This window comes from Vibrio sp. MA40-2, from assembly GCF_047302445.1.
In the GTDB taxonomy this organism is placed as follows: domain Bacteria; phylum Pseudomonadota; class Gammaproteobacteria; order Enterobacterales; family Vibrionaceae; genus Vibrio.
This window is the reverse complement of sequence record NZ_CP178628.1, coordinates 1,237,377-1,261,229: the sequence shown is the minus strand read 5'-3', so window position 1 is coordinate 1,261,229 and position 23,853 is coordinate 1,237,377. Positions and strand designations below refer to the sequence as shown.

Sequence of the window (23,853 nt, the reverse complement as noted above, 5' to 3'; positions counted from 1 at the left end):
AATTTTTTATTATCTATGTTGATAAAGTTGTCTTTTAGAACGAGAATCCATCTATCGAATACAAAAATTGGAACGATTTAATGAGTGTCTACAATACACTGTGCTTTTTAGCTGCTGCAGCAATGATGATTGCGTTTATCAACTCAAAATTTGGCAAACTTCAAACTACGATAGCAATCACCGCAGGCGCGTTGGTTCTATCATTACTTATGATTATTGCAGGGCAAAATGGCTGGTTTGATCTAAATGATTTAGCGAAAGAGACCATCGATAGCATTAATTTTGAAGATTTTCTATTAAAAGGGGTATTAGGTTTTTTACTTTTTGCCGGAGGCTTGGGCATAAACCTGAGTAATATGAGAGATCAAAAATGGGAAATTACACTACTGGCTTTAGGTGCAACATTAGTCTCTACATTTTTGATCGGCTTCATATTATTTGCAGTGATTAACTGGCTAATTGGTGTAGAGTTTGCCTTAGTTTACTGCCTATTATTTGGTGCTCTTATTTCTCCAACAGATCCAATTGCGGTTCTTGCTATAGTCAAAAAACTTAACGCGCCAAAAAGAATTTCGACTCAAATAGAAGGAGAGTCACTCTTTAATGACGGATTCGGTTTGGTTATCTTTGTAACACTTTTTACCATCGCTTTTGGTAACGAAACCCCAACTGTAGGCTCGGTTACATTATTATTTTTACATGAAGCAATTGGGGGAATTATTTATGGAGCCGCACTTGGCTTACTCTTCCATTACTTGATTAGTTCTACTGACGACCATTCTATGGAGCTGTTATTAACTCTTGGAATACCGACTGCTGGTTATGTATTTTCTGACGTTATTCATGTTTCAGGCCCTTTAGCTATGGTGATAGCAGGAATAATGATAGGCAACTGGACCAGATTAAAAGGTTTTTCAAAAGAAAGTGAACATCACCTTGACCATTTTTGGGAATTGATTGACGAGTTTTTAAATGGCCTACTATTTTTGTTAATTGGTTTATCAATGGTAACCTTTGAATTTCATTCTGAAGATTGGATTTTAATGGTTATATCTATCCCATTAGTTCTCGCTTGTCGTTACACGAGTGTTGCTTTGTCTTACACGCTATTTAATCGTTTTAGAAGTTATAATCCTTGGTCAGTTAGAATTTTGACGTGGGGTGGATTACGCGGAGGTTTAGCGCTTGCTATGGCTATGGCGGTTCCTGCTGGAATTCTGGTTGTGCCTGATAAGAATATTGATGTCCGTGAAATTATCTTGGTAATGACCTACTCCGTCGTTGTATTTTCAATACTCATCCAGGGTTCAACTATTACTTCTATGATCAATAAAGCAAAAAAGAGTGAACCTCAAGATTAAACAATTAAGGGATGCTAAATTAGCATCCCTTAATTTCAATCATCTTTAGTGAAGTATTCTTCTGAAAAATGCTCGAGGTCATAAGGTGTTTGTTGATAAACACAATAATTCAACCAATTTGAAAACAACAAATGGCCATGACTTCGCCAACTTGCTATCGGTACATTATCTGGATTATCGTTTGGATAATAATTAACGGGGATAGCTGGATCCATTCCTTCTGCTAAATCGCGTATATATTCATTGTGCAACGTATGAGATTCATACTCAGGGTGACCGGTTACAAACACATTGCGCTTGTCTTTCGTCGCTGCAAGATAAACACCTGCAATATCTGACGTGGCAAGAATATCTAAATCTGTATGTGAATCTAAATACTCAGGAGAAAAATCAGCATAACGAGAATGAGGAGCTAAAAAAGTATCATCAAAGCCCCTTAAAACTGGGTGATATTTCTGTTGTATTTGATGGGTATAGACACCGGAAAGCTTCTCTTTGCGGGTTTTTTTAGGTAAGTCATATAGTAACTTTAACCCAGCCTGTGCAGCCCAACAAACAAATAGTGTAGAGGTGACATGCTCGGCTGCCCAAGTCATAATAGTTTCTAAATGATCCCAATAAATAACATCCTCAAATTGTACTAATCCAAGCGGTGCACCAGTTATTATTAATCCATCATAATTTTTTTCTTTTACAGTATTAAACTGACGATAAAAATCATCTAAATGCTCACTGGGTGTGTTCTTACTTGGCCTATCATCGATACGTAATAACTCAACGTCTATCTGCAATGGGCTATTGGATAATAAACGTAAAAACTGAGTTTCAGTTTCTATTTTCTTAGGCATTAGATTCAGTATTAACACTTTTAAAGGACGAATTTCCTGAGTCGAAGCACGAGACATAGGCATCACAAAAATATTCTCGTTTTTCAGTACATCAGATGCGGGCAATCTATCTGGGATCCTAATTGGCACTACTTTCTCCTTAAGCTATCTAGACGTCTATACAGCCACATTAATCGAATTTGATACTATTGTCGAGTACTACTAAAGAAAGAAATCCATACGAATTTTGGAATTAAGTACATTATAAAAACGCAAAAAAGCCTCAACATTTCTGTTGAGGCTTTTTAAAATTCTTACTAGATTTCAATACCAAATGGCGGAGTGGACGGGACTCGAACCCGCGACCCCCGGCGTGACAGGCCGGTATTCTAACCAACTGAACTACCACTCCACATGGTATTGGTGACACTTAATAAAGTCTTATTGGTACGCTTTATTAATGTTTGCCTTCATCTTCTCTAAAAAAGATAAAAGCGAATTAAAGCCTGGCGATGTCCTACTCTCACATGGGGAAACCCCACACTACCATCGGCGCTATTGCGTTTCACTTCTGAGTTCGGCATGGGTTCAGGTGGGTCCACAATGCTATGGTCGCCAAGCAAAATTTTAAAATTCGGAAAGCTAATTATAAAAGTCTCATACACATTCAATGTTCTTTATTTGAGTCCACGACCTACACGGATGTAGGAAGTGCAGTAAATTGTCTGGAACAATTTCTGCCAAAACCCCTTGGGTGTTGTATGGTTAAGCCTCACGGGCAATTAGTACAGGTTAGCTCAATGCCTCGCAGCACTTACACACCCTGCCTATCAACGTTCTAGTCTCGAACAACCCTTTAGGACACGTAAAGTGCCAGGGAAGACTCATCTCAGGGCTCGCTTCGCGCTTAGATGCTTTCAGCGCTTATCGATTCCGAACTTAGCTACCGGGCAATGCCATTGGCATGACAACCCGAACACCAGAGGTTCGTCCACTCCGGTCCTCTCGTACTAGGAGCAGCCCCCTTCAATCTTCCAACGCCCACGGCAGATAGGGACCGAACTGTCTCACGACGTTCTAAACCCAGCTCGCGTACCACTTTAAATGGCGAACAGCCATACCCTTGGGACCGACTTCAGCCCCAGGATGTGATGAGCCGACATCGAGGTGCCAAACACCGCCGTCGATATGAACTCTTGGGCGGTATCAGCCTGTTATCCCCGGAGTACCTTTTATCCGTTGAGCGATGGCCCTTCCATTCAGAACCACCGGATCACTATGACCTGCTTTCGCACCTGCTCGAATTGTCATTCTCGCAGTCAAGCGGGCTTATGCCATTGCACTAACCACACGATGTCCAACCGTGTTTAGCCCACCTTCGTGCTCCTCCGTTACTCTTTGGGAGGAGACCGCCCCAGTCAAACTACCCACCAGGCACTGTCCTCATCCCCGATTAGGGGACTAAGTTAGAACATCAAGCATACAAGGGTGGTATTTCAAGGTTGACTCCACTCCATCTAGCGACGAAGTTTCATAGTCTCCCACCTATCCTACACATGTAGGGTCAATGTTCAGTGCCAAGCTGTAGTAAAGGTTCACGGGGTCTTTCCGTCTAGCCGCGGGTACACTGCATCTTCACAGCGATTTCAATTTCACTGAGTCTCGGGTGGAGACAGCGTGGCCATCATTACGCCATTCGTGCAGGTCGGAACTTACCCGACAAGGAATTTCGCTACCTTAGGACCGTTATAGTTACGGCCGCCGTTTACCGGGGCTTCGATCAAGAGCTTCGTCCTAAGACTAACCCCATCAATTAACCTTCCGGCACCGGGCAGGCGTCACACCGTATACGTCATCTTACGATTTTGCACAGTGCTGTGTTTTTAATAAACAGTTGCAGCCACCTGGTATCTGCGACTCCCAACAGCTCCATCCGCTAGGGACTTCACCGTCAAGAGCGTACCTTCTCCCGAAGTTACGGTACCATTTTGCCTAGTTCCTTCACCCGAGTTCTCTCAAGCGCCTTGGTATTCTCTACCCGACCACCTGTGTCGGTTTGGGGTACGATTCCTTATAATCTGAAGCTTAGAGGCTTTTCCTGGAAGTATGGCATCAATGACTTCATCACCGTAGTGACTCGACATCGGGTCTCAGCCTAACAATTTCCCGGATTTACCTAAGAAATTAGCCTACACCCTTGAACCTGGACTACCATCGCCAGGCCCACCTAGCCTTCTCCGTCCCCCCATCGCAATTATAAGAAGTACGGGAATATTAACCCGTTTCCCATCGACTACGCTTTTCAGCCTCGCCTTAGGGGTCGACTTACCCTGCCCCGATTAACGTTGGACAGGAACCCTTGGTCTTCCGGCGTGGGGGTTTTTCACCCCCATTATCGTTACTCATGTCAGCATTCGCACTTCTGATACCTCCAGCAAACCTTACAGTTCACCTTCAACGGCTTACAGAACGCTCCCCTACCCAATGAAGTAAACTTCATTGCCGCAGCTTCGGTGTATAGCTTAGCCCCGTTACATCTTCCGCGCAGGCCGACTCGACCAGTGAGCTATTACGCTTTCTTTAAATGATGGCTGCTTCTAAGCCAACATCCTGGCTGTCTGAGCCTTCCCACATCGTTTCCCACTTAGCTATACTTTGGGACCTTAGCTGGCGGTCTGGGTTGTTTCCCTCTCCACGACGGACGTTAGCACCCGCCGTGTGTCTCCCGGATAGTACTTACTGGTATTCGGAGTTTGCAAAGGGTTGGTAAGTCGGGATGACCCCCTAGCCTTAACAGTGCTCTACCCCCAGTAGTATTCGTCCGAGGCGCTACCTAAATAGCTTTCGGGGAGAACCAGCTATCTCCAGGTTTGATTGGCCTTTCACCCCTAGCCACAAGTCATCCGCTAATTTTTCAACATTAGTCGGTTCGGTCCTCCAGTTGATGTTACTCAACCTTCAACCTGCCCATGGCTAGATCACCTGGTTTCGGGTCTATACCTAGCAACTCGACGCCCAGTTAAGACTCGGTTTCCCTACGGCTCCCCTATTCGGTTAACCTTGCTACTAAATATAAGTCGCTGACCCATTATACAAAAGGTACGCAGTCACACCAAAAAGGTGCTCCTACTGCTTGTACGTACACGGTTTCAGGTTCTATTTCACTCCCCTCACAGGGGTTCTTTTCGCCTTTCCCTCACGGTACTGGTTCACTATCGGTCAGTCAGTAGTATTTAGCCTTGGAGGATGGTCCCCCCATATTCAAACAGGATATCACGTGTCCCGCCTTACTCGTTTTCACTTAAAATGACGTGTCGGTTACGGGGCTATCACCCTGTATCGCGATACTTTCCAGAATCTTCACCTGCATCATTAAAAGCTTAAGGGCTAGTCCAATTTCGCTCGCCGCTACTTTCGGAATCTCGGTTGATTTCTACTCCTCCGGGTACTTAGATGTTTCAGTTCCCCGGGTTTGCCTTATTAACCTATGTATTCAGTTAATAATACTAGCTTATGCTAGTGGGTTTCCCCATTCAGAAATCCCAGACTCAAATGGTTATTACTACCTAATCTGGGCTTATCGCAAGTTATTACGTCTTTCATCGCCTCTGACTGCCAAGGCATCCACCGTGTACGCTTAGTCACTTAACCATACAACCCGAAGAGGTTTCTTTTTATTGTCACTTACGTGACGATAAATAAGCGTATGGCAAACAACCAAGGTGTTTATTGTTGTCTCATTATTTGAATGAGCGAGACAACGTTCGATTTTGCCGGACTCAAATATAAACAGCTTTCGCTGTTTCCAAGAACACTTGAATGTGTGTTGGTACCTATCACTCATAATGAGTCATAGGATTTGAGAACTTTTATTTGAATAATTCAATCGTCAGCGTTGAGCTGTTTTGTTTTACTTTTTTAAAAGTAAAAACGACTAAATTATTCGTCAGCTTTCCAAATTGTTAAAGAGCAAAATGTTGTGAGCTTATAAATAAGCTTGATACATTTTCTAAAGATTTTCAGAGTCTACAAAAAAACCAACAATGAATAATTATTGATTTAACAGACAGACCAAAAACACTTAGAGAATGGTGGGCGATACCGGGCTCGAACCAGTGACCCCCTCCTTGTAAGGGAGGTGCTCTCCCAACTGAGCTAATCGCCCACATTGTTTTTCTTAAATAAGAAAAATATATGCAGAATTCAAGAATGGTGGAGCTATGCGGGATCGAACCGCAGACCTCCTGCGTGCAAGGCAGGCGCTCTCCCAGCTGAGCTATAACCCCATCTTGATTACCAAGTCTGCTTTAAAATCAGACAATGGTGGGTCGTGCAGGATTCGAACCTGCGACCAATTGATTAAAAGTCAACTGCTCTACCAGCTGAGCTAACGACCCTAAATACTTCACAAAAGGAAGTGGTATCCCGTAGGGGAGTCGAACCCCTGTTACCGCCGTGAAAGGGCGGTGTCCTAGGCCTCTAGACGAACGGGACACAGGCTTGTAAAAGTGTTGGGCACTTTCACAACAACACCCGCAACTAAGCAGGTGCTTTGCTTTATCTTCATTAAAAAATGAACATAAAGCGCTCTCTTTATTTTCTAAACCTAATCAATCTGTGTGAACACTCATCAATCATAATCTTATCGTTTAAGGAGGTGATCCAGCCCCAGGTTCCCCTAGGGCTACCTTGTTACGACTTCACCCCAGTCATGAACCACAAAGTGGTAAGCGTCCCCCCGAAGGTTAAACTACCTACTTCTTTTGCAGCCCACTCCCATGGTGTGACGGGCGGTGTGTACAAGGCCCGGGAACGTATTCACCGTAGCATTCTGATCTACGATTACTAGCGATTCCGACTTCATGGAGTCGAGTTGCAGACTCCAATCCGGACTACGACGCACTTTTTGGGATTCGCACACTATTGCTAGTTAGCTGCCCTCTGTATGCGCCATTGTAGCACGTGTGTAGCCCTACTCGTAAGGGCCATGATGACTTGACGTCGTCCCCACCTTCCTCCGGTTTATCACCGGCAGTCTCCCCAAAGTTCCCGACATAACTCGCTGGCAATTAAGGATAAGGGTTGCGCTCGTTGCGGGACTTAACCCAACATTTCACAACACGAGCTGACGACAGCCATGCAGCACCTGTCTCTCAGTTCCCGAAGGCACAAGAAAATCTCTTTTCTCTTCTGAGGATGTCAAGAGTAGGTAAGGTTCTTCGCGTTGCATCGAATTAAACCACATGCTCCACCGCTTGTGCGGGCCCCCGTCAATTCATTTGAGTTTTAATCTTGCGACCGTACTCCCCAGGCGGTCTACTTAACGCGTTAGCTCCGAAAGCCACAGTTCAAGACCGCAACCTCCAAGTAGACATCGTTTACGGCGTGGACTACCAGGGTATCTAATCCTGTTTGCTCCCCACGCTTTCGCATCTGAGTGTCAGTATCTGTCCAGGGGGCCGCCTTCGCCACTGGTATTCCTTCAGATCTCTACGCATTTCACCGCTACACCTGAAATTCTACCCCCCTCTACAGTACTCTAGTTTGCCAGTTTCAAATGACCTTCCGGGGTTGAGCCCCGGGCTTTCACATCTGACTTAACAAACCACCTGCATGCGCTTTACGCCCAGTAATTCCGATTAACGCTCGCACCCTCCGTATTACCGCGGCTGCTGGCACGGAGTTAGCCGGTGCTTCTTCTGTCGCTAACGTCAAATGTTGCACGTATTAAGTACAACACCTTCCTCACGACTGAAAGTACTTTACAACCCGAAGGCCTTCTTCATACACGCGGCATGGCTGCATCAGGCTTTCGCCCATTGTGCAATATTCCCCACTGCTGCCTCCCGTAGGAGTCTGGACCGTGTCTCAGTTCCAGTGTGGCTGATCATCCTCTCAGACCAGCTAGAGATCGTCGCCTTGGTGAGCCATTACCCCACCAACTAGCTAATCTCACTTAGGCTTATCCAATCGCGGAAGGCCCGAAGGTCCCCTCCTTTCCCCCGTAGGGCGTATGCGGTATTAGCCATCGTTTCCAATGGTTATCCCCCTCAACTGGGCAAATTCCTAAGCATTACTCACCCGTCCGCCGCTCGACGCCAAATAGCAAGCTATTTTCGTTTCCGCTCGACTTGCATGTGTTAAGCCTGCCGCCAGCGTTCAATCTGAGCCATGATCAAACTCTTCAATTTAAGATTTTGATGTGTTTCTCTTTCCTAAGAAAGAAAAACGGGCCTCAATGAATACTGACTTCAAATTGCCTTTACTTCTTGGTAATAACCAAGCAGTAAATGGTATTTAAAGTTCCTATCATTCCAACAGAATGATAGATAAATAACTGTGCTCGATACTTAAGACACATTAACTTAAAAAGCTAAAGTATCTGTCATCAAATTAGGTCACTGGTTCATTGATACCGTTGTGATTGTATATCCTAAGATACAAAATCGTGTCGATTATCATTAACAAGTGCCCACACAGATTGATATAGGTTTAAATTGTTAAAGAGCATTTTAACTAACGAATCCAACTAAGATTCGTTAGTTAAGGACGCGTATTATACGCTTCCTTAAAATAAAGTCAAGATGCTATTTTCAAATTACTTTTAAAAACAGCATGTTGAATTCATTAAATTGAATTCGGTACTGATTGAAGTCTTATTTTTCACTGCAAACAAGATACTTTAATCAGTGGTTACCTTCATCTTCTCTAAAAAAGATAAAAGCGAATTAAAGCCTGGCGATGTCCTACTCTCACATGGGGAAACCCCACACTACCATCGGCGCTATTGCGTTTCACTTCTGAGTTCGGCATGGGTTCAGGTGGGTCCACAATGCTATGGTCGCCAAGCAAAATTTGGTATCAAACCTCCCGCTTGTGATAAAACTCGCTGGACTGCGTTAACTTGTTCACTCTTTCAGTTACTTACCAATGTAAGCGCCTTCAATCGTTACTCAAGTTGCCTTGCCAGCAAACTTTATCCCTGCGCTACCTAGAGCACTTGGAAAGTCTAAAAAACTTGGAAAGCTAATTATAAAAGTCTCTACACATTCAATGTTCTCTATCTGAGTCCACGACCTACACGGATGTAGGAAGTGCAGTAAATTGTCTGGAACAATTTCTGCCAAAACCCCTTGGGTGTTGTATGGTTAAGCCTCACGGGCAATTAGTACAGGTTAGCTCAATGCCTCACAGCACTTACACACCCTGCCTATCAACGTTCTAGTCTTGAACAACCCTTTAGGACACGTAAAGTGCCAGGGAAGACTCATCTCAGGGCTCGCTTCGCGCTTAGATGCTTTCAGCGCTTATCGATTCCGAACTTAGCTACCGGGCAATGCCATTGGCATGACAACCCGAACACCAGAGGTTCGTCCACTCCGGTCCTCTCGTACTAGGAGCAGCCCCCTTCAATCTTCCAACGCCCACGGCAGATAGGGACCGAACTGTCTCACGACGTTCTAAACCCAGCTCGCGTACCACTTTAAATGGCGAACAGCCATACCCTTGGGACCGACTTCAGCCCCAGGATGTGATGAGCCGACATCGAGGTGCCAAACACCGCCGTCGATATGAACTCTTGGGCGGTATCAGCCTGTTATCCCCGGAGTACCTTTTATCCGTTGAGCGATGGCCCTTCCATTCAGAACCACCGGATCACTATGACCTGCTTTCGCACCTGCTCGAATTGTCATTCTCGCAGTCAAGCGGGCTTATGCCATTGCACTAACCACACGATGTCCAACCGTGTTTAGCCCACCTTCGTGCTCCTCCGTTACTCTTTGGGAGGAGACCGCCCCAGTCAAACTACCCACCAGGCACTGTCCTCATCCCCGATTAGGGGACTAAGTTAGAACATCAAGCATACAAGGGTGGTATTTCAAGGTTGACTCCACTCCATCTAGCGACGAAGTTTCATAGTCTCCCACCTATCCTACACATGTAGGGTCAATGTTCAGTGCCAAGCTGTAGTAAAGGTTCACGGGGTCTTTCCGTCTAGCCGCGGGTACACTGCATCTTCACAGCGATTTCAATTTCACTGAGTCTCGGGTGGAGACAGCGTGGCCATCATTACGCCATTCGTGCAGGTCGGAACTTACCCGACAAGGAATTTCGCTACCTTAGGACCGTTATAGTTACGGCCGCCGTTTACCGGGGCTTCGATCAAGAGCTTCGTCCTAAGACTAACCCCATCAATTAACCTTCCGGCACCGGGCAGGCGTCACACCGTATACGTCATCTTACGATTTTGCACAGTGCTGTGTTTTTAATAAACAGTTGCAGCCACCTGGTATCTGCGACTCCCAATAGCTCCATCCGCTAGGGATTTCACCGTCAAGAGCGTACCTTCTCCCGAAGTTACGGTACCATTTTGCCTAGTTCCTTCACCCGAGTTCTCTCAAGCGCCTTGGTATTCTCTACCCGACCACCTGTGTCGGTTTGGGGTACGATTCCTTATAATCTGAAGCTTAGAGGCTTTTCCTGGAAGTATGGCATCAATGACTTCATCACCGTAGTGACTCGACATCGGGTCTCAGCCTAATAATTTCCCGGATTTACCTAAGAAATTAGCCTACACCCTTGAACCTGGACTACCATCGCCAGGCCCACCTAGCCTTCTCCGTCCCCCCATCGCAATTATAAGAAGTACGGGAATATTAACCCGTTTCCCATCGACTACGCTTTTCAGCCTCGCCTTAGGGGTCGACTTACCCTGCCCCGATTAACGTTGGACAGGAACCCTTGGTCTTCCGGCGTGGGGGTTTTTCACCCCCATTATCGTTACTCATGTCAGCATTCGCACTTCTGATACCTCCAGCAAACCTTACAGTTCACCTTCAACGGCTTACAGAACGCTCCCCTACCCAATGAAGTAAACTTCATTGCCGCAGCTTCGGTGTATAGCTTAGCCCCGTTACATCTTCCGCGCAGGCCGACTCGACCAGTGAGCTATTACGCTTTCTTTAAATGATGGCTGCTTCTAAGCCAACATCCTGGCTGTCTGAGCCTTCCCACATCGTTTCCCACTTAGCTATACTTTGGGACCTTAGCTGGCGGTCTGGGTTGTTTCCCTCTCCACGACGGACGTTAGCACCCGCCGTGTGTCTCCCGGATAGTACTTACTGGTATTCGGAGTTTGCAAAGGGTTGGTAAGTCGGGATGACCCCCTAGCCTTAACAGTGCTCTACCCCCAGTAGTATTCGTCCGAGGCGCTACCTAAATAGCTTTCGGGGAGAACCAGCTATCTCCAGGTTTGATTGGCCTTTCACCCCTAGCCACAAGTCATCCGCTAATTTTTCAACATTAGTCGGTTCGGTCCTCCAGTTGATGTTACTCAACCTTCAACCTGCCCATGGCTAGATCACCTGGTTTCGGGTCTATACCTAGCAACTCGACGCCCAGTTAAGACTCGGTTTCCCTACGGCTCCCCTATTCGGTTAACCTTGCTACTAAATATAAGTCGCTGACCCATTATACAAAAGGTACGCAGTCACACCAAAAAGGTGCTCCTACTGCTTGTACGTACACGGTTTCAGGTTCTATTTCACTCCCCTCACAGGGGTTCTTTTCGCCTTTCCCTCACGGTACTGGTTCACTATCGGTCAGTCAGTAGTATTTAGCCTTGGAGGATGGTCCCCCCATATTCAAACAGGATATCACGTGTCCCGCCTTACTCGTTTTCACTTAAAATGATGTGTCGGTTACGGGGCTATCACCCTGTATCGCGATACTTTCCAGAATCTTCACCTGCATCATTAAAAGCTTAAGGGCTAGTCCAATTTCGCTCGCCGCTACTTTCGGAATCTCGGTTGATTTCTACTCCTCCGGGTACTTAGATGTTTCAGTTCCCCGGGTTTGCCTTATTAACCTATGTATTCAGTTAATAATACTAGCTTATGCTAGTGGGTTTCCCCATTCAGAAATCCCAGACTCAAACGGTTATTACTACCTAATCTGGGCTTATCGCAAGTTATTACGTCTTTCATCGCCTCTGACTGCCAAGGCATCCACCGTGTACGCTTAGTCACTTAACCATACAACCCCAAGAGGTTTCTTTTTACTGTCACTTACGTGACGATAAATAAGCGTATGGCAAACAACCAAGGTGTTTATTGTTGTCTCATTATTTGAATGAGCGAGACAACGTTCGATTTTGCCGGACTCAAATATAAACAGCTTTCGCTGTTTCCAAGAACACTTGAATGTGTGTTGGTACCTATCACTCATAATGAGTCATAGGATTTGAGAACTTTTATTTGAATAACAACCAATCAAAGTTGTTATTCGTCAGCTTTCCAAATTGTTAAAGAGCAAAGATTTTATACTTATTTAAAATAAGCCAAAACCATTTTTAAATATTCTCATCTGATACAGAGTAAAAACACTTAAAGATGGTGGAGCTATGCGGGATCGAACCGCAGACCTCCTGCGTGCAAGGCAGGCGCTCTCCCAGCTGAGCTATAACCCCATCAGTGGGTGTGGCTTGTGATAACTCATTTAGGATGAAATATTCTTTAGACAAGGCAAGTTGTAAGGCTGTGTACTTTAAGCACACAACGCGCAACTTAACGCAGCATAAAGGCAATTTGGTGGGTCTGAGTGGACTTGAACCACCGACCTCCCGCTTATCAGGCGAGCGCTCTAACCAGCTGAGCTACAGACCCATACTTGCTTTGGGCTTTTCAATAACCGAGATTGAGTTATCTCTCTTTACTTTCTAAACCTAATCAATCTGTGTGAACACTCATCAATCACAATCTTATCGTTTAAGGAGGTGATCCAGCCCCAGGTTCCCCTAGGGCTACCTTGTTACGACTTCACCCCAGTCATGAACCACAAAGTGGTAAGCGTCCCCCCGAAGGTTAAACTACCTACTTCTTTTGCAGCCCACTCCCATGGTGTGACGGGCGGTGTGTACAAGGCCCGGGAACGTATTCACCGTAGCATTCTGATCTACGATTACTAGCGATTCCGACTTCATGGAGTCGAGTTGCAGACTCCAATCCGGACTACGACGCACTTTTTGGGATTCGCACACTATTGCTAGTTAGCTGCCCTCTGTATGCGCCATTGTAGCACGTGTGTAGCCCTACTCGTAAGGGCCATGATGACTTGACGTCGTCCCCACCTTCCTCCGGTTTATCACCGGCAGTCTCCCCAAAGTTCCCGACATGACTCGCTGGCAATTAAGGATAAGGGTTGCGCTCGTTGCGGGACTTAACCCAACATTTCACAACACGAGCTGACGACAGCCATGCAGCACCTGTCTCTCAGTTCCCGAAGGCACAAGAAAATCTCTTTTCTCTTCTGAGGATGTCAAGAGTAGGTAAGGTTCTTCGCGTTGCATCGAATTAAACCACATGCTCCACCGCTTGTGCGGGCCCCCGTCAATTCATTTGAGTTTTAATCTTGCGACCGTACTCCCCAGGCGGTCTACTTAACGCGTTAGCTCCGAAAGCCACAGTTCAAGACCGCAACCTCCAAGTAGACATCGTTTACGGCGTGGACTACCAGGGTATCTAATCCTGTTTGCTCCCCACGCTTTCGCATCTGAGTGTCAGTATCTGTCCAGGGGGCCGCCTTCGCCACTGGTATTCCTTCAGATCTCTACGCATTTCACCGCTACACCTGAAATTCTACCCCCCTCTACAGTACTCTAGTTTGCCAGTTTCAAATGACCTTCCGGGGTTGAGCCCCGGGCTTTCACATCTGACTTAACAAACCACCTGCATGCGCTTTACGCCCAGTAATTCCGATTAACGCTCGCACCCTCCGTATTACCGCGGCTGCTGGCACGGAGTTAGCCGGTGCTTCTTCTGTCGCTAACGTCAAATGTTGCACGTATTAAGTACAACACCTTCCTCACGACTGAAAGTACTTTACAACCCGAAGGCCTTCTTCATACACGCGGCATGGCTGCATCAGGCTTTCGCCCATTGTGCAATATTCCCCACTGCTGCCTCCCGTAGGAGTCTGGACCGTGTCTCAGTTCCAGTGTGGCTGATCATCCTCTCAGACCAGCTAGAGATCGTCGCCTTGGTGAGCCATTACCCCACCAACTAGCTAATCTCACTTAGGCTTATCCAATCGCGGAAGGCCCGAAGGTCCCCTCCTTTCCCCCGTAGGGCGTATGCGGTATTAGCCATCGTTTCCAATGGTTATCCCCCTCAACTGGGCAAATTCCTAAGCATTACTCACCCGTCCGCCGCTCGACGCCAAATAGCAAGCTATTTTCGTTTCCGCTCGACTTGCATGTGTTAAGCCTGCCGCCAGCGTTCAATCTGAGCCATGATCAAACTCTTCAATTTAAGATTTTGATGTGTTTCTCTTTCCTAAGAAAGAAAAACGGGTCTCAATGAATACTGACTTCAAATTGCCTTTACTTCTTGGTAATAACCAAGCAGTAAATGCTATTTAAAGTTCCTATCATTCCAACAGAATGATAGATAAATAACTGTGCTTGATACTTAAGACACGTTAACTTAAAAAGCTAAAGTATCTGTCATCAAATTAGGTCACTGGTTCATTGATACCGTTGTGATTGTATATCCTAAGATACAAAATCGTGTCGATTATCATCAACAAGTGCCCACACAGATTGATATAGGTTTAAATTGTTAAAGAGCGTTGCTTCTTGGCTTTGCCTTGAAGCGGACGTGCATTCTAGCGATTTAAAGTGAAGAGTCAAATACTTTTTCAATTTAATTTCGAAAGGCTTTTTCAAGCAGCTCGTCTTACTGGTTTTAGCGGTAACCCTTGTGGGCTCTGCCGTGTCAGTGAGGCGCATTATAGAGAAGCCATTTACTTTAGCAATACTTTTTTTATGTTTTTTAATAAAAAAATGCGCTCCGATTCAATTAGAATTTTAAGCGCACTTTGCTACCATCTTACACATAAGTTAATAACAACTTATCCACAGATTTGTTATGTATCGAGCAATTATTGGTCGATTTAGATACCTAACCCGCCTTCTTGAAGGTCATCATCTTCATGTAAACCACATTCTCTTTTTAATCCAAAGAAGCGAGTTTCTTCTTCACTCATGCCCGGTTGCCATTTTTTGGTTGTGTGAACATCACCTAAAGATAAGTACCCCTCTTCTCTTAACGGGTGATATGGCAGATTATTTTCAATTAAATATTCGTGTACTTCTTTATTTGACCAATCAGCAATAGGTAAAAATTTGAAAACACCATTTTGGATAGAAAGTATTGGTAAATTTGCTCTCGAATTAGATTGGTCTCTCCTTAAACCAGATAACCAAACGTTCACTTCTAATTCTTGCAATGCTCTACGCATTGGTTCAACTTTATTAAGCTTATTGTATTTTTCAATTCCGCTGACACCCTGTTCCCATAATTTTCCATACTTCGCTTCTTGCCAACTTGCACCTTCAATTGCACGGAAAACTTTTAAGTTTAGGTTGAGCTTCTCTTTTAATTCATCAATAAAGCGGTAAGTCTCTGCAAATAAGTACCCTGTGTCCGTTAGTATTACTGGAATATCAGGTTTAATTTCATTAGAGAGATGCAACATCACAGCAGCCTGTATACCAAAACTGGATGAAACAGCATGATTTCCGGCTAAGTTGTTCATTGCCCACTCTACTCTTTGTTGAGCAGACATCGCTTCTAACTCAACATTAATTTCTGCAAGCTTTAAGCTTTGTTCAACTTTATTAAGCTTAGTAAGCTCATCTAAAACCAAAACTGCTGTGGAGGTATCAAGCATAAAAATCTCTCTTAGAGATAATGACTTCTTCTATAATTCCAGTTCTTATCGTGAAATCGCCAAAGCATTCATCATCATTACGTTCTGTTGCCCATCGACCTACCAACAAATCGATCTCTTCGAGTATTTGTTTGTCAGTAATATTCTCTTTGTACATTTTAGGTACTCGAGTACCGGCTCTGTTTCCACCTAAATGCAGATTGTATCGACCTGGAGCTTTGCCAACTAAGCCTATTTCAGCCAACATCGCTCGACCACAACCATTAGGACAGCCTGTTACTCTCACAATGATATTGTCATCTGCGGGTAAATTGTGTTTTTTCAATATACCTTCGATATCAGTAACAAACTCAGGCAAAAATCGTTCTGCTTCTGCCATTGCAAGTGGACAAGTTGGGAATGCTACGCAAGCCATTGAATTTTGTCTTTGTACTGAAACAGTATCATCAATCAAACCATGTGCTCGAGCTATCTCATCAATGCGTTCTTTTTGATCAGCAGACACACCTGCAACGATCAAATTCTGGTTAGCCGTCATTCGAAAATCACCTTTGTGTATTTTCGCGATTTCGGCAACACCTGTTTTTAGAGGTTTGTTTGGAAAATCTAGTAGTCGACCATTCTCGATGAAGAGTGATAAATGGTAATTTCCATCCACCCCTTTTAGCCATCCAATGCGATCACCTCGAGTAGTAAATTCATAAGGTTTACTTTCTGTAAATTGAATCCCTGCTCTTTTTTCTACTTCAGCTTTAAAAACATCAATTCCTACACGATCTAATGTGTATTTGGTTTTTGCATTTTTACGGTTAGAACGATTTCCCCAGTCACGCTGAGTCGTAACAACAGCAGCTGCTACTTCTAACGTGTGCTCTAGAGGAATATAACCAAAATCGTCCGCTCTTCTTGGGTAGGTTGAAGTATCACCGTGCGTCATGGCTAAACCGCCACCAACAAGAACATTAAACCCTACTAATTTCCCTTCATGCGCTATAGCAACAAAGTTAAGGTCATTGGCATGAACATCAATGTCATTATTAGGTGGAGTAACTACCGTAGTTTTAAATTTACGTGGAAGATACGTGCTCCCTAGTATTGGTTCTTCATCTGTCGTTTCAACTTTTTCACCATCTAACCAGATCTCGGCATAAGCTCGAGTTTTAGGTAATAGATGCTCACTTATTTTTTTAGCCCATTCATAAGCTTCTTGGTGTAATTCAGATTCGATAGGGTTACTGGTACATAATACATTACGGTTTACATCACCGGCTGTTGCTATCGAATCAATGCCAATGGCATTAAGTGTTTGATGCATCAGTTTAATATTTGGTTTCAATACACCATGAAATTGAAATGTTTGTCTTGTCGTTAGTCGAATACTGCCATAGTGAGTATGCTCATCTGCAAACTTATCTATTGCCAACCATTGCTTGGGGTTAATTATTCCGCCCGGCATACGGGCTCGAAGCATTACATTATGTAACGGTTCTAGTTTTTGTTTCGCTCGCTCGGCTCTAAAGTCTCTATCATCTTGTTGGTACATGCCGTGAAAACGAATCAGTTGAAAATTATCAGCAGTAAATCCGCCAGTAATACGATCATTTAAATCGGCTTCGATTGTTCCTCTCAGAAAATCGCTTTCGGCTTTTAGTCGCTCATTATCAGAAAGAGGACCTAATACTTTGCCCAACACAACTTGATCACTCATTAGTATACATCCCTCTGATAACGCTTATCTTTGCGTAGATTGTTAATAAATTCTTCTGCTTTTTCTTGGCTAAGTTGACCTTGATTTTGTGCGATAGTAACGAGAGCTTCGTTAACATCTTTAGCCATACGTGTTGCATCGCCGCAAACGTAAATATATGCACCTTGCTCTATCCACTGCCAAACTTGTGAGGCATTTTCTAATAATCGGTCTTGTACATAGACTTTTTGTTGTTGGTCGCGACTGAATGCCACATCGAGTTTTGTAAGCACGCCTGACTTAAGGTATTTTTGCCATTCAACTTGATAAAGAAAATCTTGTGTAAATGTTCTATCCCCAAAGAATAGCCAGTTCTTACCTTCTGCATCTCTATTTTCGCGTTCTTGAATAAAACTTCTGAAAGGAGCGATACCGGTTCCAGGACCAATCATTATAACCGGCGTAGAGTCATCACTTGGAAGCTTAAAATTATTGTTATTTTCGATAAAAATCTTAACTTCACCTCCCTCTTCTACTCTCTGAGCGAGGAAGCCTGATGCACCACCATAACGTGCTTCATCACCTTTTTGATACTCAACTAAACCGACAGTTAAATGGACTTCATCTTCAACTTCGGCTTGGCTAGATGCGATTGAATAAAGACGTGGGGTTATTTTACGCAACAATCCAATTAACTCATCAGCAGTAAGCTTGGTTTTTTTCTCTGCAAGCACATCAATAATTTGGGTGTCGGCTGAGTAACTTCTCAATTTGTCTTTATCTTCAACCAATTTTTGTAGTTTTTTACTACCCGATAACTCCGCATATTTAGTAACGAGTTGTGGATTACTTGCAGTAATTTCAAACTTATTGATTAGCGCTTTGCGAATTGAAAGACTTTCTCCTGAAACTTCTACACTTTCAATACCAGATAGTCCGACTTGATTGAGGATTGCATCCACTAATTCAGTACTATTTTCATACCATATTCCTAGAGCATCACCTGGTTGATAAGTGATACCTGAACCATCTAAATCAATTTCAATATGGCGCACGTCTTTACCAGAATCACGTCCTGTGATTTTTTGATTAGTTAAAAGTGATGCACTAAATGGATTCTGCTTATTGTATTCACTATGAGTGGTCTGAGTAACAGGTAACACGTCAGTTTCTGACGGTACGCTAGAAGCAAAAACTTGCTTTACATTATTTAGCGCATCGACAACCCAAGCTCTAGCTGACTCTTCATAGTCAACATCGCAATCGAGACGTTCTACAAATGGTGTAGCGCCAAGCTTACTTAGGAAACTATCGAAATCTCTACCTGTTTGACAATAAAATTCGTAGCTGGAATCACCTAATGCAATCACACCATACTGTAATCCTTCCAGCTTTGGTGCTTTCTTAGATTGTAAAAACTCATGCAGTTCAATGGCATTATCTGGTGGCTCTCCTTCTCCATTGGTGGAGGCCACAATAATAACGTGCGTTTCTTTAGCTAAATTTTTGCCTTTATAATCGCTGGCATCAAATAATTCAGCATCGATACCTTGTGCTAAAGCTGAGTCTTTTAATGATTCAGCAACACCTTTTGCATTTCCAGTTTGAGATGCATAGATAATAGATAGCTTTCCAGCGGGTTGCGGATTACTTTGTGTTGTAATTTGATTCAATGGCGCTTCTGCACCAACAGATTGATTCTGGCTTATTCCCCAAAAATACCCACTTACCCAAGCAAGTTGTTGAGGAGAGAGTTCAGATATAGCTTGCGTTAATTGATCAGACTGTTGATCATTCAACGGGCTTGCTAATGCAGAGAGTTGCTTTGATACCATTGTCACATCATTCCTATTAATTTTGTGACAATAGATTAACCATTCCTAGTAATAACAAGAAAGAATGGATATTTATGTTTTATAACTTTTAGAGATAAGAGAAAGGTTACCTATCAATTTATCACTTTTCTTCTACTCTAACTTGATTAAAACCGACGGCCATTGCAGACCTAGATGCAATGTCTAAATCAAAATATTGACATCCCTCGCCTTGAGAATCAGTCAATAATACTAATCCTCCTTTGGTATGCCTAAACTCAACGATCCAACTTCCATCAGGTAATGAAGGTTCAATAATAGCTTCAACCAATTGTTTTTCTTTATATAAAATTTTTAATTCTGTCAGCGTCATAGCAATCATCCCTATTACTCGTTAGCTATGTGATATTTCTAGCACGTAATAAGCATGGTTCATAAGGCGGTATAAGTTAAATATTTTTTGTAATTTTATTCCTCAGAGGTAAGGAATCGATAGACAAATAGGCTTATTTTTCGATGAACTAAGCTTTATATCAACTTCTACACCATGTTTAAACATAGTGTAGAGTGGGAACATTGAAGAGTATAAAAAGAAAACCGTTTCACCAACAAACGGCTAGCGGGCAGAAGCAATATAGTTTTTATATAACCAAATACCAATACCAACGGCGATCAACCAAGGCAATAACTTAAATAACAAACCAACTAGCCCCATAAGGAACATCGCCAATAGAGACACAATAACAGCGATAAAAACGGTCACCATGCTCAGGCCAGTGAAAAATAAAATACCAACAAAAATCAAAAAAAATAATATCTCAAACATAACTCTATCCTATTCAATGTTAATTTAAAGCGTAAACATACTCACAAATTATATTACGCAGGAATCGAGCCAAACTCTCAATAAAAATAATCCTTATCTTTCAATAGGTAATACAACCCATAATATAGAAAAATCCCAAACTGGTAAATATGACCAACTTAGTGGTGATATTTACACATTAAGCTCTTGAGGTATTTTAGCTAGTGCTGTCTCTACAACTTCGAGACCTGCACCCTTTTTATGGGCATTTTCACTAATGTAACGACGCCATTGACGAGCACCTGGCATACTTTGAAATAATCCAAGCATATGTCTGGTCATGTGACCAAGGTAAGCACCTTGTTCTAGTTGCTTTTCTATATATGGGTACATTTCTCGAACAATATCAGTACGCTTTTTGACGGGTTCATCACTACCAAAAATCAGCTGATCAACCTGCGCTAAAATATAAGGACTTTGATACGCTTCCCGACCTATCATTACACCATCAAGATGTTGTAAGTGTTCAACACTATCTTGTAACGTTTTGATTCCACCATTTAAGCTAATATTTAAATGCGGAAAATCTTGTTTCAATTGATAAGCACGATCGTAATCTAGAGGAGGAATTTCTCGATTTTCTTTCGGACTTAACCCACTAAGCCACGCTTTACGAGCGTGAATAGTAAAATCAACACATCCTCCCTGTTGATTTACCTTAGTGATAAAATCACACAGAAATTCGTAAGAATCCAAATCGTCAATACCGATACGAGTTTTTACGGTAACCGGAATATCCACCACATCTTTCATCGCTTTAATACAGTCTGCAACAAGGTCAGGTTCTGCCATTAAACAAGCTCCAAAACGACCATTTTGAACACGATCTGAAGGACAACCAACATTTAAATTTATTTCATCATATCCACGTTCTTGGGCCAATGTTGCACAAGTAGCCAAATCGTTTGCGTTTGACCCACCCAATTGTAAAACTACTGGATGTTCTTCCTGGTTGTAAGCAAGAAAATCGCTTTTACCATGAATTATCGCTCCTGTTGTGACCATCTCTGTGTAAAGCAGCGCTTCCTTGGTCATCAAACGATGAAAGTAACGACAATGTCTATCCGTCCAATCGAGCATGGGTGCCACTGAAAAGCGTGAACTGGCGTATTTGTTGGTCGAGCTTTGTATTGTCATGGTTTACCTATATTTGTGGTTGCTCGAAATTTCTTCTAACCACTCTGAATTAACATGAATATCCATCTACAGTACGCATATAGTACGTATGTTTGGGGTAGGATTATGGCGTCATTTTATATCAAGAAGCGCAAACTAAAAAGCGGTGAATATCGTTTTACTACTGATGTTATTTTTAAAATAAATTCTGAAATTATACACAGAGAAAACAAAACAAAAATGCTCTTAATAAAAAATCTATTAACGACCAGGTGCAATTTCAAATCGACCAACGAGTTGATCTAAACGACTTAATGCATTCTGCATTAAAGTGGTTCTGCGAGTAAGTTGTTGCGATGAAACAATCAGTTGTTCTGACGTTGTCTGTGCTTGGTCAACCGTGCGATTATGTTCAACACTGTTTTCAGCAATACCATTAATGATACGAAATAGCTCAGTCACTGCATCGTGTAAACCTTTATTACTGTCACTCCCGCTAACTATAATTGCGTTGTTCTCAACATTTTCTATTCCTTGCTTCATGTAACTCACCGCGGTCTGTGATTGCTTGCGTAACTTTTGCAACATAGTGCCGATATTATTGGCAGCTTGAGAGGTTTTATCCGCTAGTGTTCGCACTTCATCGGCAACAACTGAAAAACCTCTACCATGTTCACCAGCTCTTGCTGCTTCTATTGCAGCGTTTAATGCTAATAAATTGGTTTGATCTGTTATCTCAGTAATAATGTCCACTATATCCGTGATTTTCTCCATTTCACTATTTACTTCATTAACACTGTTTGCCGACGCTTCAACTATCCCTTTTATACTGTTAGCCGATTCCACTGCACGTTGGTAATCTTGGGCTGCATTATTAATTGTCTTTTGCATCGCAGTATCCATGACTATTGCCGACTGATTAGCGCTTTCTATTTCTAGCTGTTGTCCTTTACTTAAAATCAACATGGCGTCGATAGATGAAAAGGTATCTTGACTAGCACCTGTTAGAATTTGACTGCGTTTAAACATGGATTCAGACACCCGGTTAACTTCTTTACTAGCAAAAACGAGCTCTGTAACAACACCTTCTAAATTATCAATAAAGCTATTTGTCCACCGCCCTAACCCACCAATTTCGTCTGGCTTTAGGTGGCTATGATCTAATCTTTGAGTTAAATTTCCATCACCTTCAGCTAAAGTACGTATCACATGTGTCATCTGCTCTAAACGTCGTGATAAAGGTTTTGCACTGAAATTTCGAAACAATAACACAGACACAAAACACAATATCGCTGATATTGCTAACATAACGGAATTAGCCAAAGAAAAATAATGGGCTAATATTGACGGAAGCAAAGCGGGCAAAAAGACACCCAGCGCAAAGTAATTCGTTTGGCTAAACGACAAACTTCGGTGACGATACACTTCTTCCAGATCTGATTCGCACATCATTCCCCAACGATCCGGAGAACCAGGTAATTGAAATGTGACTCCTTTACCGATAACTGGAATATGTCGATAATCAGAATAACCTGGATACTCTATGAATAGGTTTTGACCATTGCGAATAGTTTCTCTAACTCCAGGGTGTAGCTCATTCGTTGCAGGATCAGTAAAGATAATCTCAAACTCAGTGTGCTTACTAATCCTAACCAACCCGTAATCGGTGCTAATACCTTGCTTGAGATTCTCACCGTGAGAAAAAGTATCATCTTCAAACCTTGAGCGTGAAAGCGCCGTTCCAGGACTAACAGTTAAATCGTGTTTAGAGTCAACCATAAATATATAGTTATCACCTGATTCACTATAAATATGCCCTGCTTCACGCTGGATAATATCGCCAATCACATCATTAGGTACGCGAGCACATAAACAACCTTGTTCTGAACCTTCCTCTCCAATTGGCTGATAAAACATTAGTGTAACTGCATCATGAAATTTAGAGCTTGAAGGCCCAATTGCAAGAGTTCTATCATCAACAAACGGCCCATGAAGATATGGACTTTTAAGCCCTTTCAGCAAAGCAGCATCGTCAACTAACTTGCTATTAATATGACTTGAATATGAAGAATGCGTAGTATTTCCATTCTGATCTACAATAAATAATTCTGAACAATCTTTGCTTCTTTCTTTTAAAATTGTCAGAGTGCGATTACGTTCTTCAGAAGACTTACTAGAGAGATAAAGAGCCGCATTATTTAAAAAAGACCACTGGTTGTTAGCCCAATCCTGCAAAAGGTTTACTCGTGTTTGAGCAATATTTTCAAAAGTTTGCTCAAGCTCATCTACTCTATTTCTATTCAAAAAACACGCTTTGCGCATTGCCAATTTACCACTATCACCAAACCATGGCAGCCAATGTTGCTCACTATTAGAAAGATTCATACAAAGCCTATTATTTTTAGAAATCATCGGCCACAAAAATCATACCAAACCAAACCTTTATAAGTAG

Annotated in this window: 9 protein-coding genes, 7 tRNA genes, 6 rRNA genes and 1 pseudogene; 2 read left to right on the top strand and 21 right to left on the bottom strand. The window is 43.0% G+C overall.

Translation table 11 applies throughout. The annotated features are described in order from the left end of the window. Window positions 1-80 precede the first annotated feature (80 nt). Window positions 81-1,361 (top strand): cation:proton antiporter, encoded by a 1,281-nt coding sequence (locus ACLKML_RS13450; protein ID WP_413285725.1) that lies wholly within the window; start codon window positions 81-83, stop codon window positions 1,359-1,361. Between the two features lie 35 nt (window positions 1,362-1,396). Here ACLKML_RS13450 and metA read toward each other — a convergent pair whose 3' ends face one another. The 20 genes from metA to dusA all read right to left on the bottom strand — a co-directional run bounded on the left by metA (window position 1,397) and on the right by dusA (window position 21,422). Then, window positions 1,397-2,338 (bottom strand): homoserine O-succinyltransferase MetA, encoded by a 942-nt coding sequence (gene metA / locus ACLKML_RS13445; RefSeq protein ID WP_413285724.1) that lies wholly within the window; start codon window positions 2,336-2,338, stop codon window positions 1,397-1,399. 185 nt (window positions 2,339-2,523) lie between these two features. Beyond that, window positions 2,524-2,600, bottom strand: a tRNA-Asp gene (locus ACLKML_RS13440). A 92-nt stretch (window positions 2,601-2,692) separates the two neighbouring features. Continuing rightward, window positions 2,693-2,808: ribosomal RNA gene (rrf, locus tag ACLKML_RS13435) — 5S ribosomal RNA — on the bottom strand. Between the two features lie 141 nt (window positions 2,809-2,949). Then, window positions 2,950-5,839, bottom strand: a 23S ribosomal RNA gene (locus ACLKML_RS13430). 438 nt (window positions 5,840-6,277) lie between these two features. Then, window positions 6,278-6,353: transfer RNA gene (locus ACLKML_RS13425), tRNA-Val, on the bottom strand. A 45-nt stretch (window positions 6,354-6,398) separates the two neighbouring features. Continuing rightward, a tRNA-Ala gene (locus ACLKML_RS13420) sits at window positions 6,399-6,474 on the bottom strand. A gap of 35 nt (window positions 6,475-6,509) precedes the next feature. Continuing rightward, window positions 6,510-6,585, bottom strand: a tRNA-Lys gene (locus tag ACLKML_RS13415). Between the two features lie 21 nt (window positions 6,586-6,606). Further along, window positions 6,607-6,682, bottom strand: a tRNA-Glu gene (locus ACLKML_RS13410). Between the two features lie 156 nt (window positions 6,683-6,838). Beyond that, window positions 6,839-8,379 (bottom strand): 16S ribosomal RNA (locus ACLKML_RS13405). Window positions 8,380-8,921: 542 nt separating this feature from the next. Continuing rightward, window positions 8,922-9,037: ribosomal RNA gene (gene rrf, locus ACLKML_RS13400) — 5S ribosomal RNA — on the bottom strand. A gap of 295 nt (window positions 9,038-9,332) precedes the next feature. Then, a 23S ribosomal RNA gene (locus ACLKML_RS13395) occupies window positions 9,333-12,222 on the bottom strand. Between the two features lie 358 nt (window positions 12,223-12,580). Then, window positions 12,581-12,656: transfer RNA gene (locus ACLKML_RS13390), tRNA-Ala, on the bottom strand. 119 nt (window positions 12,657-12,775) lie between these two features. Further along, window positions 12,776-12,852 (bottom strand) — tRNA-Ile (locus ACLKML_RS13385). A gap of 103 nt (window positions 12,853-12,955) precedes the next feature. Then, window positions 12,956-14,496: ribosomal RNA gene (locus ACLKML_RS13380) — 16S ribosomal RNA — on the bottom strand. The 16S, 23S and 5S rRNA genes sit together here with 7 tRNA genes alongside, the layout of an rRNA operon. A gap of 643 nt (window positions 14,497-15,139) precedes the next feature. Continuing rightward, window positions 15,140-15,919: a phosphoadenylyl-sulfate reductase gene (locus ACLKML_RS13375; protein WP_413285723.1), complete on the bottom strand. Its 780-nt coding sequence runs from the start codon at window positions 15,917-15,919 to the stop codon at window positions 15,140-15,142. Continuing rightward, window positions 15,912-17,627 (bottom strand): assimilatory sulfite reductase (NADPH) hemoprotein subunit, encoded by a 1,716-nt coding sequence (gene cysI / locus ACLKML_RS13370; RefSeq protein WP_413285722.1) that lies wholly within the window; start codon window positions 17,625-17,627, stop codon window positions 15,912-15,914. Before cysI ends, ACLKML_RS13375 begins: the two co-directional genes overlap by 8 nt. Next, the gene (locus ACLKML_RS13365) at window positions 17,627-19,441 is read right to left on the bottom strand and encodes an assimilatory sulfite reductase (NADPH) flavoprotein subunit (protein ID WP_413285721.1); all 1,815 of its coding nucleotides are present in this window, start codon (window positions 19,439-19,441) and stop codon (window positions 17,627-17,629) included. Before ACLKML_RS13365 ends, cysI begins: the two co-directional genes overlap by 1 nt. Before the next feature lie 121 nt (window positions 19,442-19,562). Next, window positions 19,563-19,793 (bottom strand): hypothetical protein, encoded by a 231-nt coding sequence (locus ACLKML_RS13360; protein ID WP_413285720.1) that lies wholly within the window; start codon window positions 19,791-19,793, stop codon window positions 19,563-19,565. A gap of 243 nt (window positions 19,794-20,036) precedes the next feature. Then, entirely contained in the window at window positions 20,037-20,246 is a 210-nt protein-coding gene (locus ACLKML_RS13355) for an envelope stress response protein PspG (protein WP_317718623.1), read from the bottom strand. Window positions 20,247-20,417: 171 nt separating this feature from the next. After that, complete coding sequence (dusA, locus tag ACLKML_RS13350) at window positions 20,418-21,422, bottom strand: tRNA dihydrouridine(20/20a) synthase DusA (protein WP_413285719.1); 1,005 nt, start codon at window positions 21,420-21,422, stop codon at window positions 20,418-20,420. A gap of 105 nt (window positions 21,423-21,527) precedes the next feature. Here dusA and ACLKML_RS13345 point away from each other — a divergent pair. Continuing rightward, window positions 21,528-21,638 (top strand): annotated as a pseudogene (locus ACLKML_RS13345) (site-specific integrase); the annotation flags it as partial. A gap of 24 nt (window positions 21,639-21,662) precedes the next feature. On the opposite strand, the gene ACLKML_RS13340 reads toward ACLKML_RS13345, so the two are convergent. After that, window positions 21,663-23,786: a methyl-accepting chemotaxis protein gene (locus ACLKML_RS13340; protein ID WP_413285718.1), complete on the bottom strand. Its 2,124-nt coding sequence runs from the start codon at window positions 23,784-23,786 to the stop codon at window positions 21,663-21,665. Window positions 23,787-23,853: the final 67 nt, after the last annotated feature.

What these genes read in the sequence shown, in the direction of transcription:
- ACLKML_RS13450 (WP_413285725.1), top strand. Translation starts at nt 81, where the DNA reads ATGAGTGTCTACAATACACTGTGCTTTTTAGCTGCTGCAGCAATGATG.
- ACLKML_RS13375 (WP_413285723.1), bottom strand. Translation starts at nt 15,919, where the DNA reads ATGCTTGATACCTCCACAGCAGTTTTGGTTTTAGATGAGCTTACTAAG.
- cysI (WP_413285722.1), bottom strand. Translation starts at nt 17,627, where the DNA reads ATGAGTGATCAAGTTGTGTTGGGCAAAGTATTAGGTCCTCTTTCTGAT.
- ACLKML_RS13365 (WP_413285721.1), bottom strand. Translation starts at nt 19,441, where the DNA reads ATGGTATCAAAGCAACTCTCTGCATTAGCAAGCCCGTTGAATGATCAA.
- ACLKML_RS13360 (WP_413285720.1), bottom strand. Translation starts at nt 19,793, where the DNA reads ATGACGCTGACAGAATTAAAAATTTTATATAAAGAAAAACAATTGGTT.
- ACLKML_RS13355 (WP_317718623.1), bottom strand. Translation starts at nt 20,246, where the DNA reads ATGTTTGAGATATTATTTTTTTTGATTTTTGTTGGTATTTTATTTTTC.
- dusA (WP_413285719.1), bottom strand. Translation starts at nt 21,422, where the DNA reads ATGACAATACAAAGCTCGACCAACAAATACGCCAGTTCACGCTTTTCA.
- ACLKML_RS13340 (WP_413285718.1), bottom strand. Translation starts at nt 23,786, where the DNA reads ATGAATCTTTCTAATAGTGAGCAACATTGGCTGCCATGGTTTGGTGAT.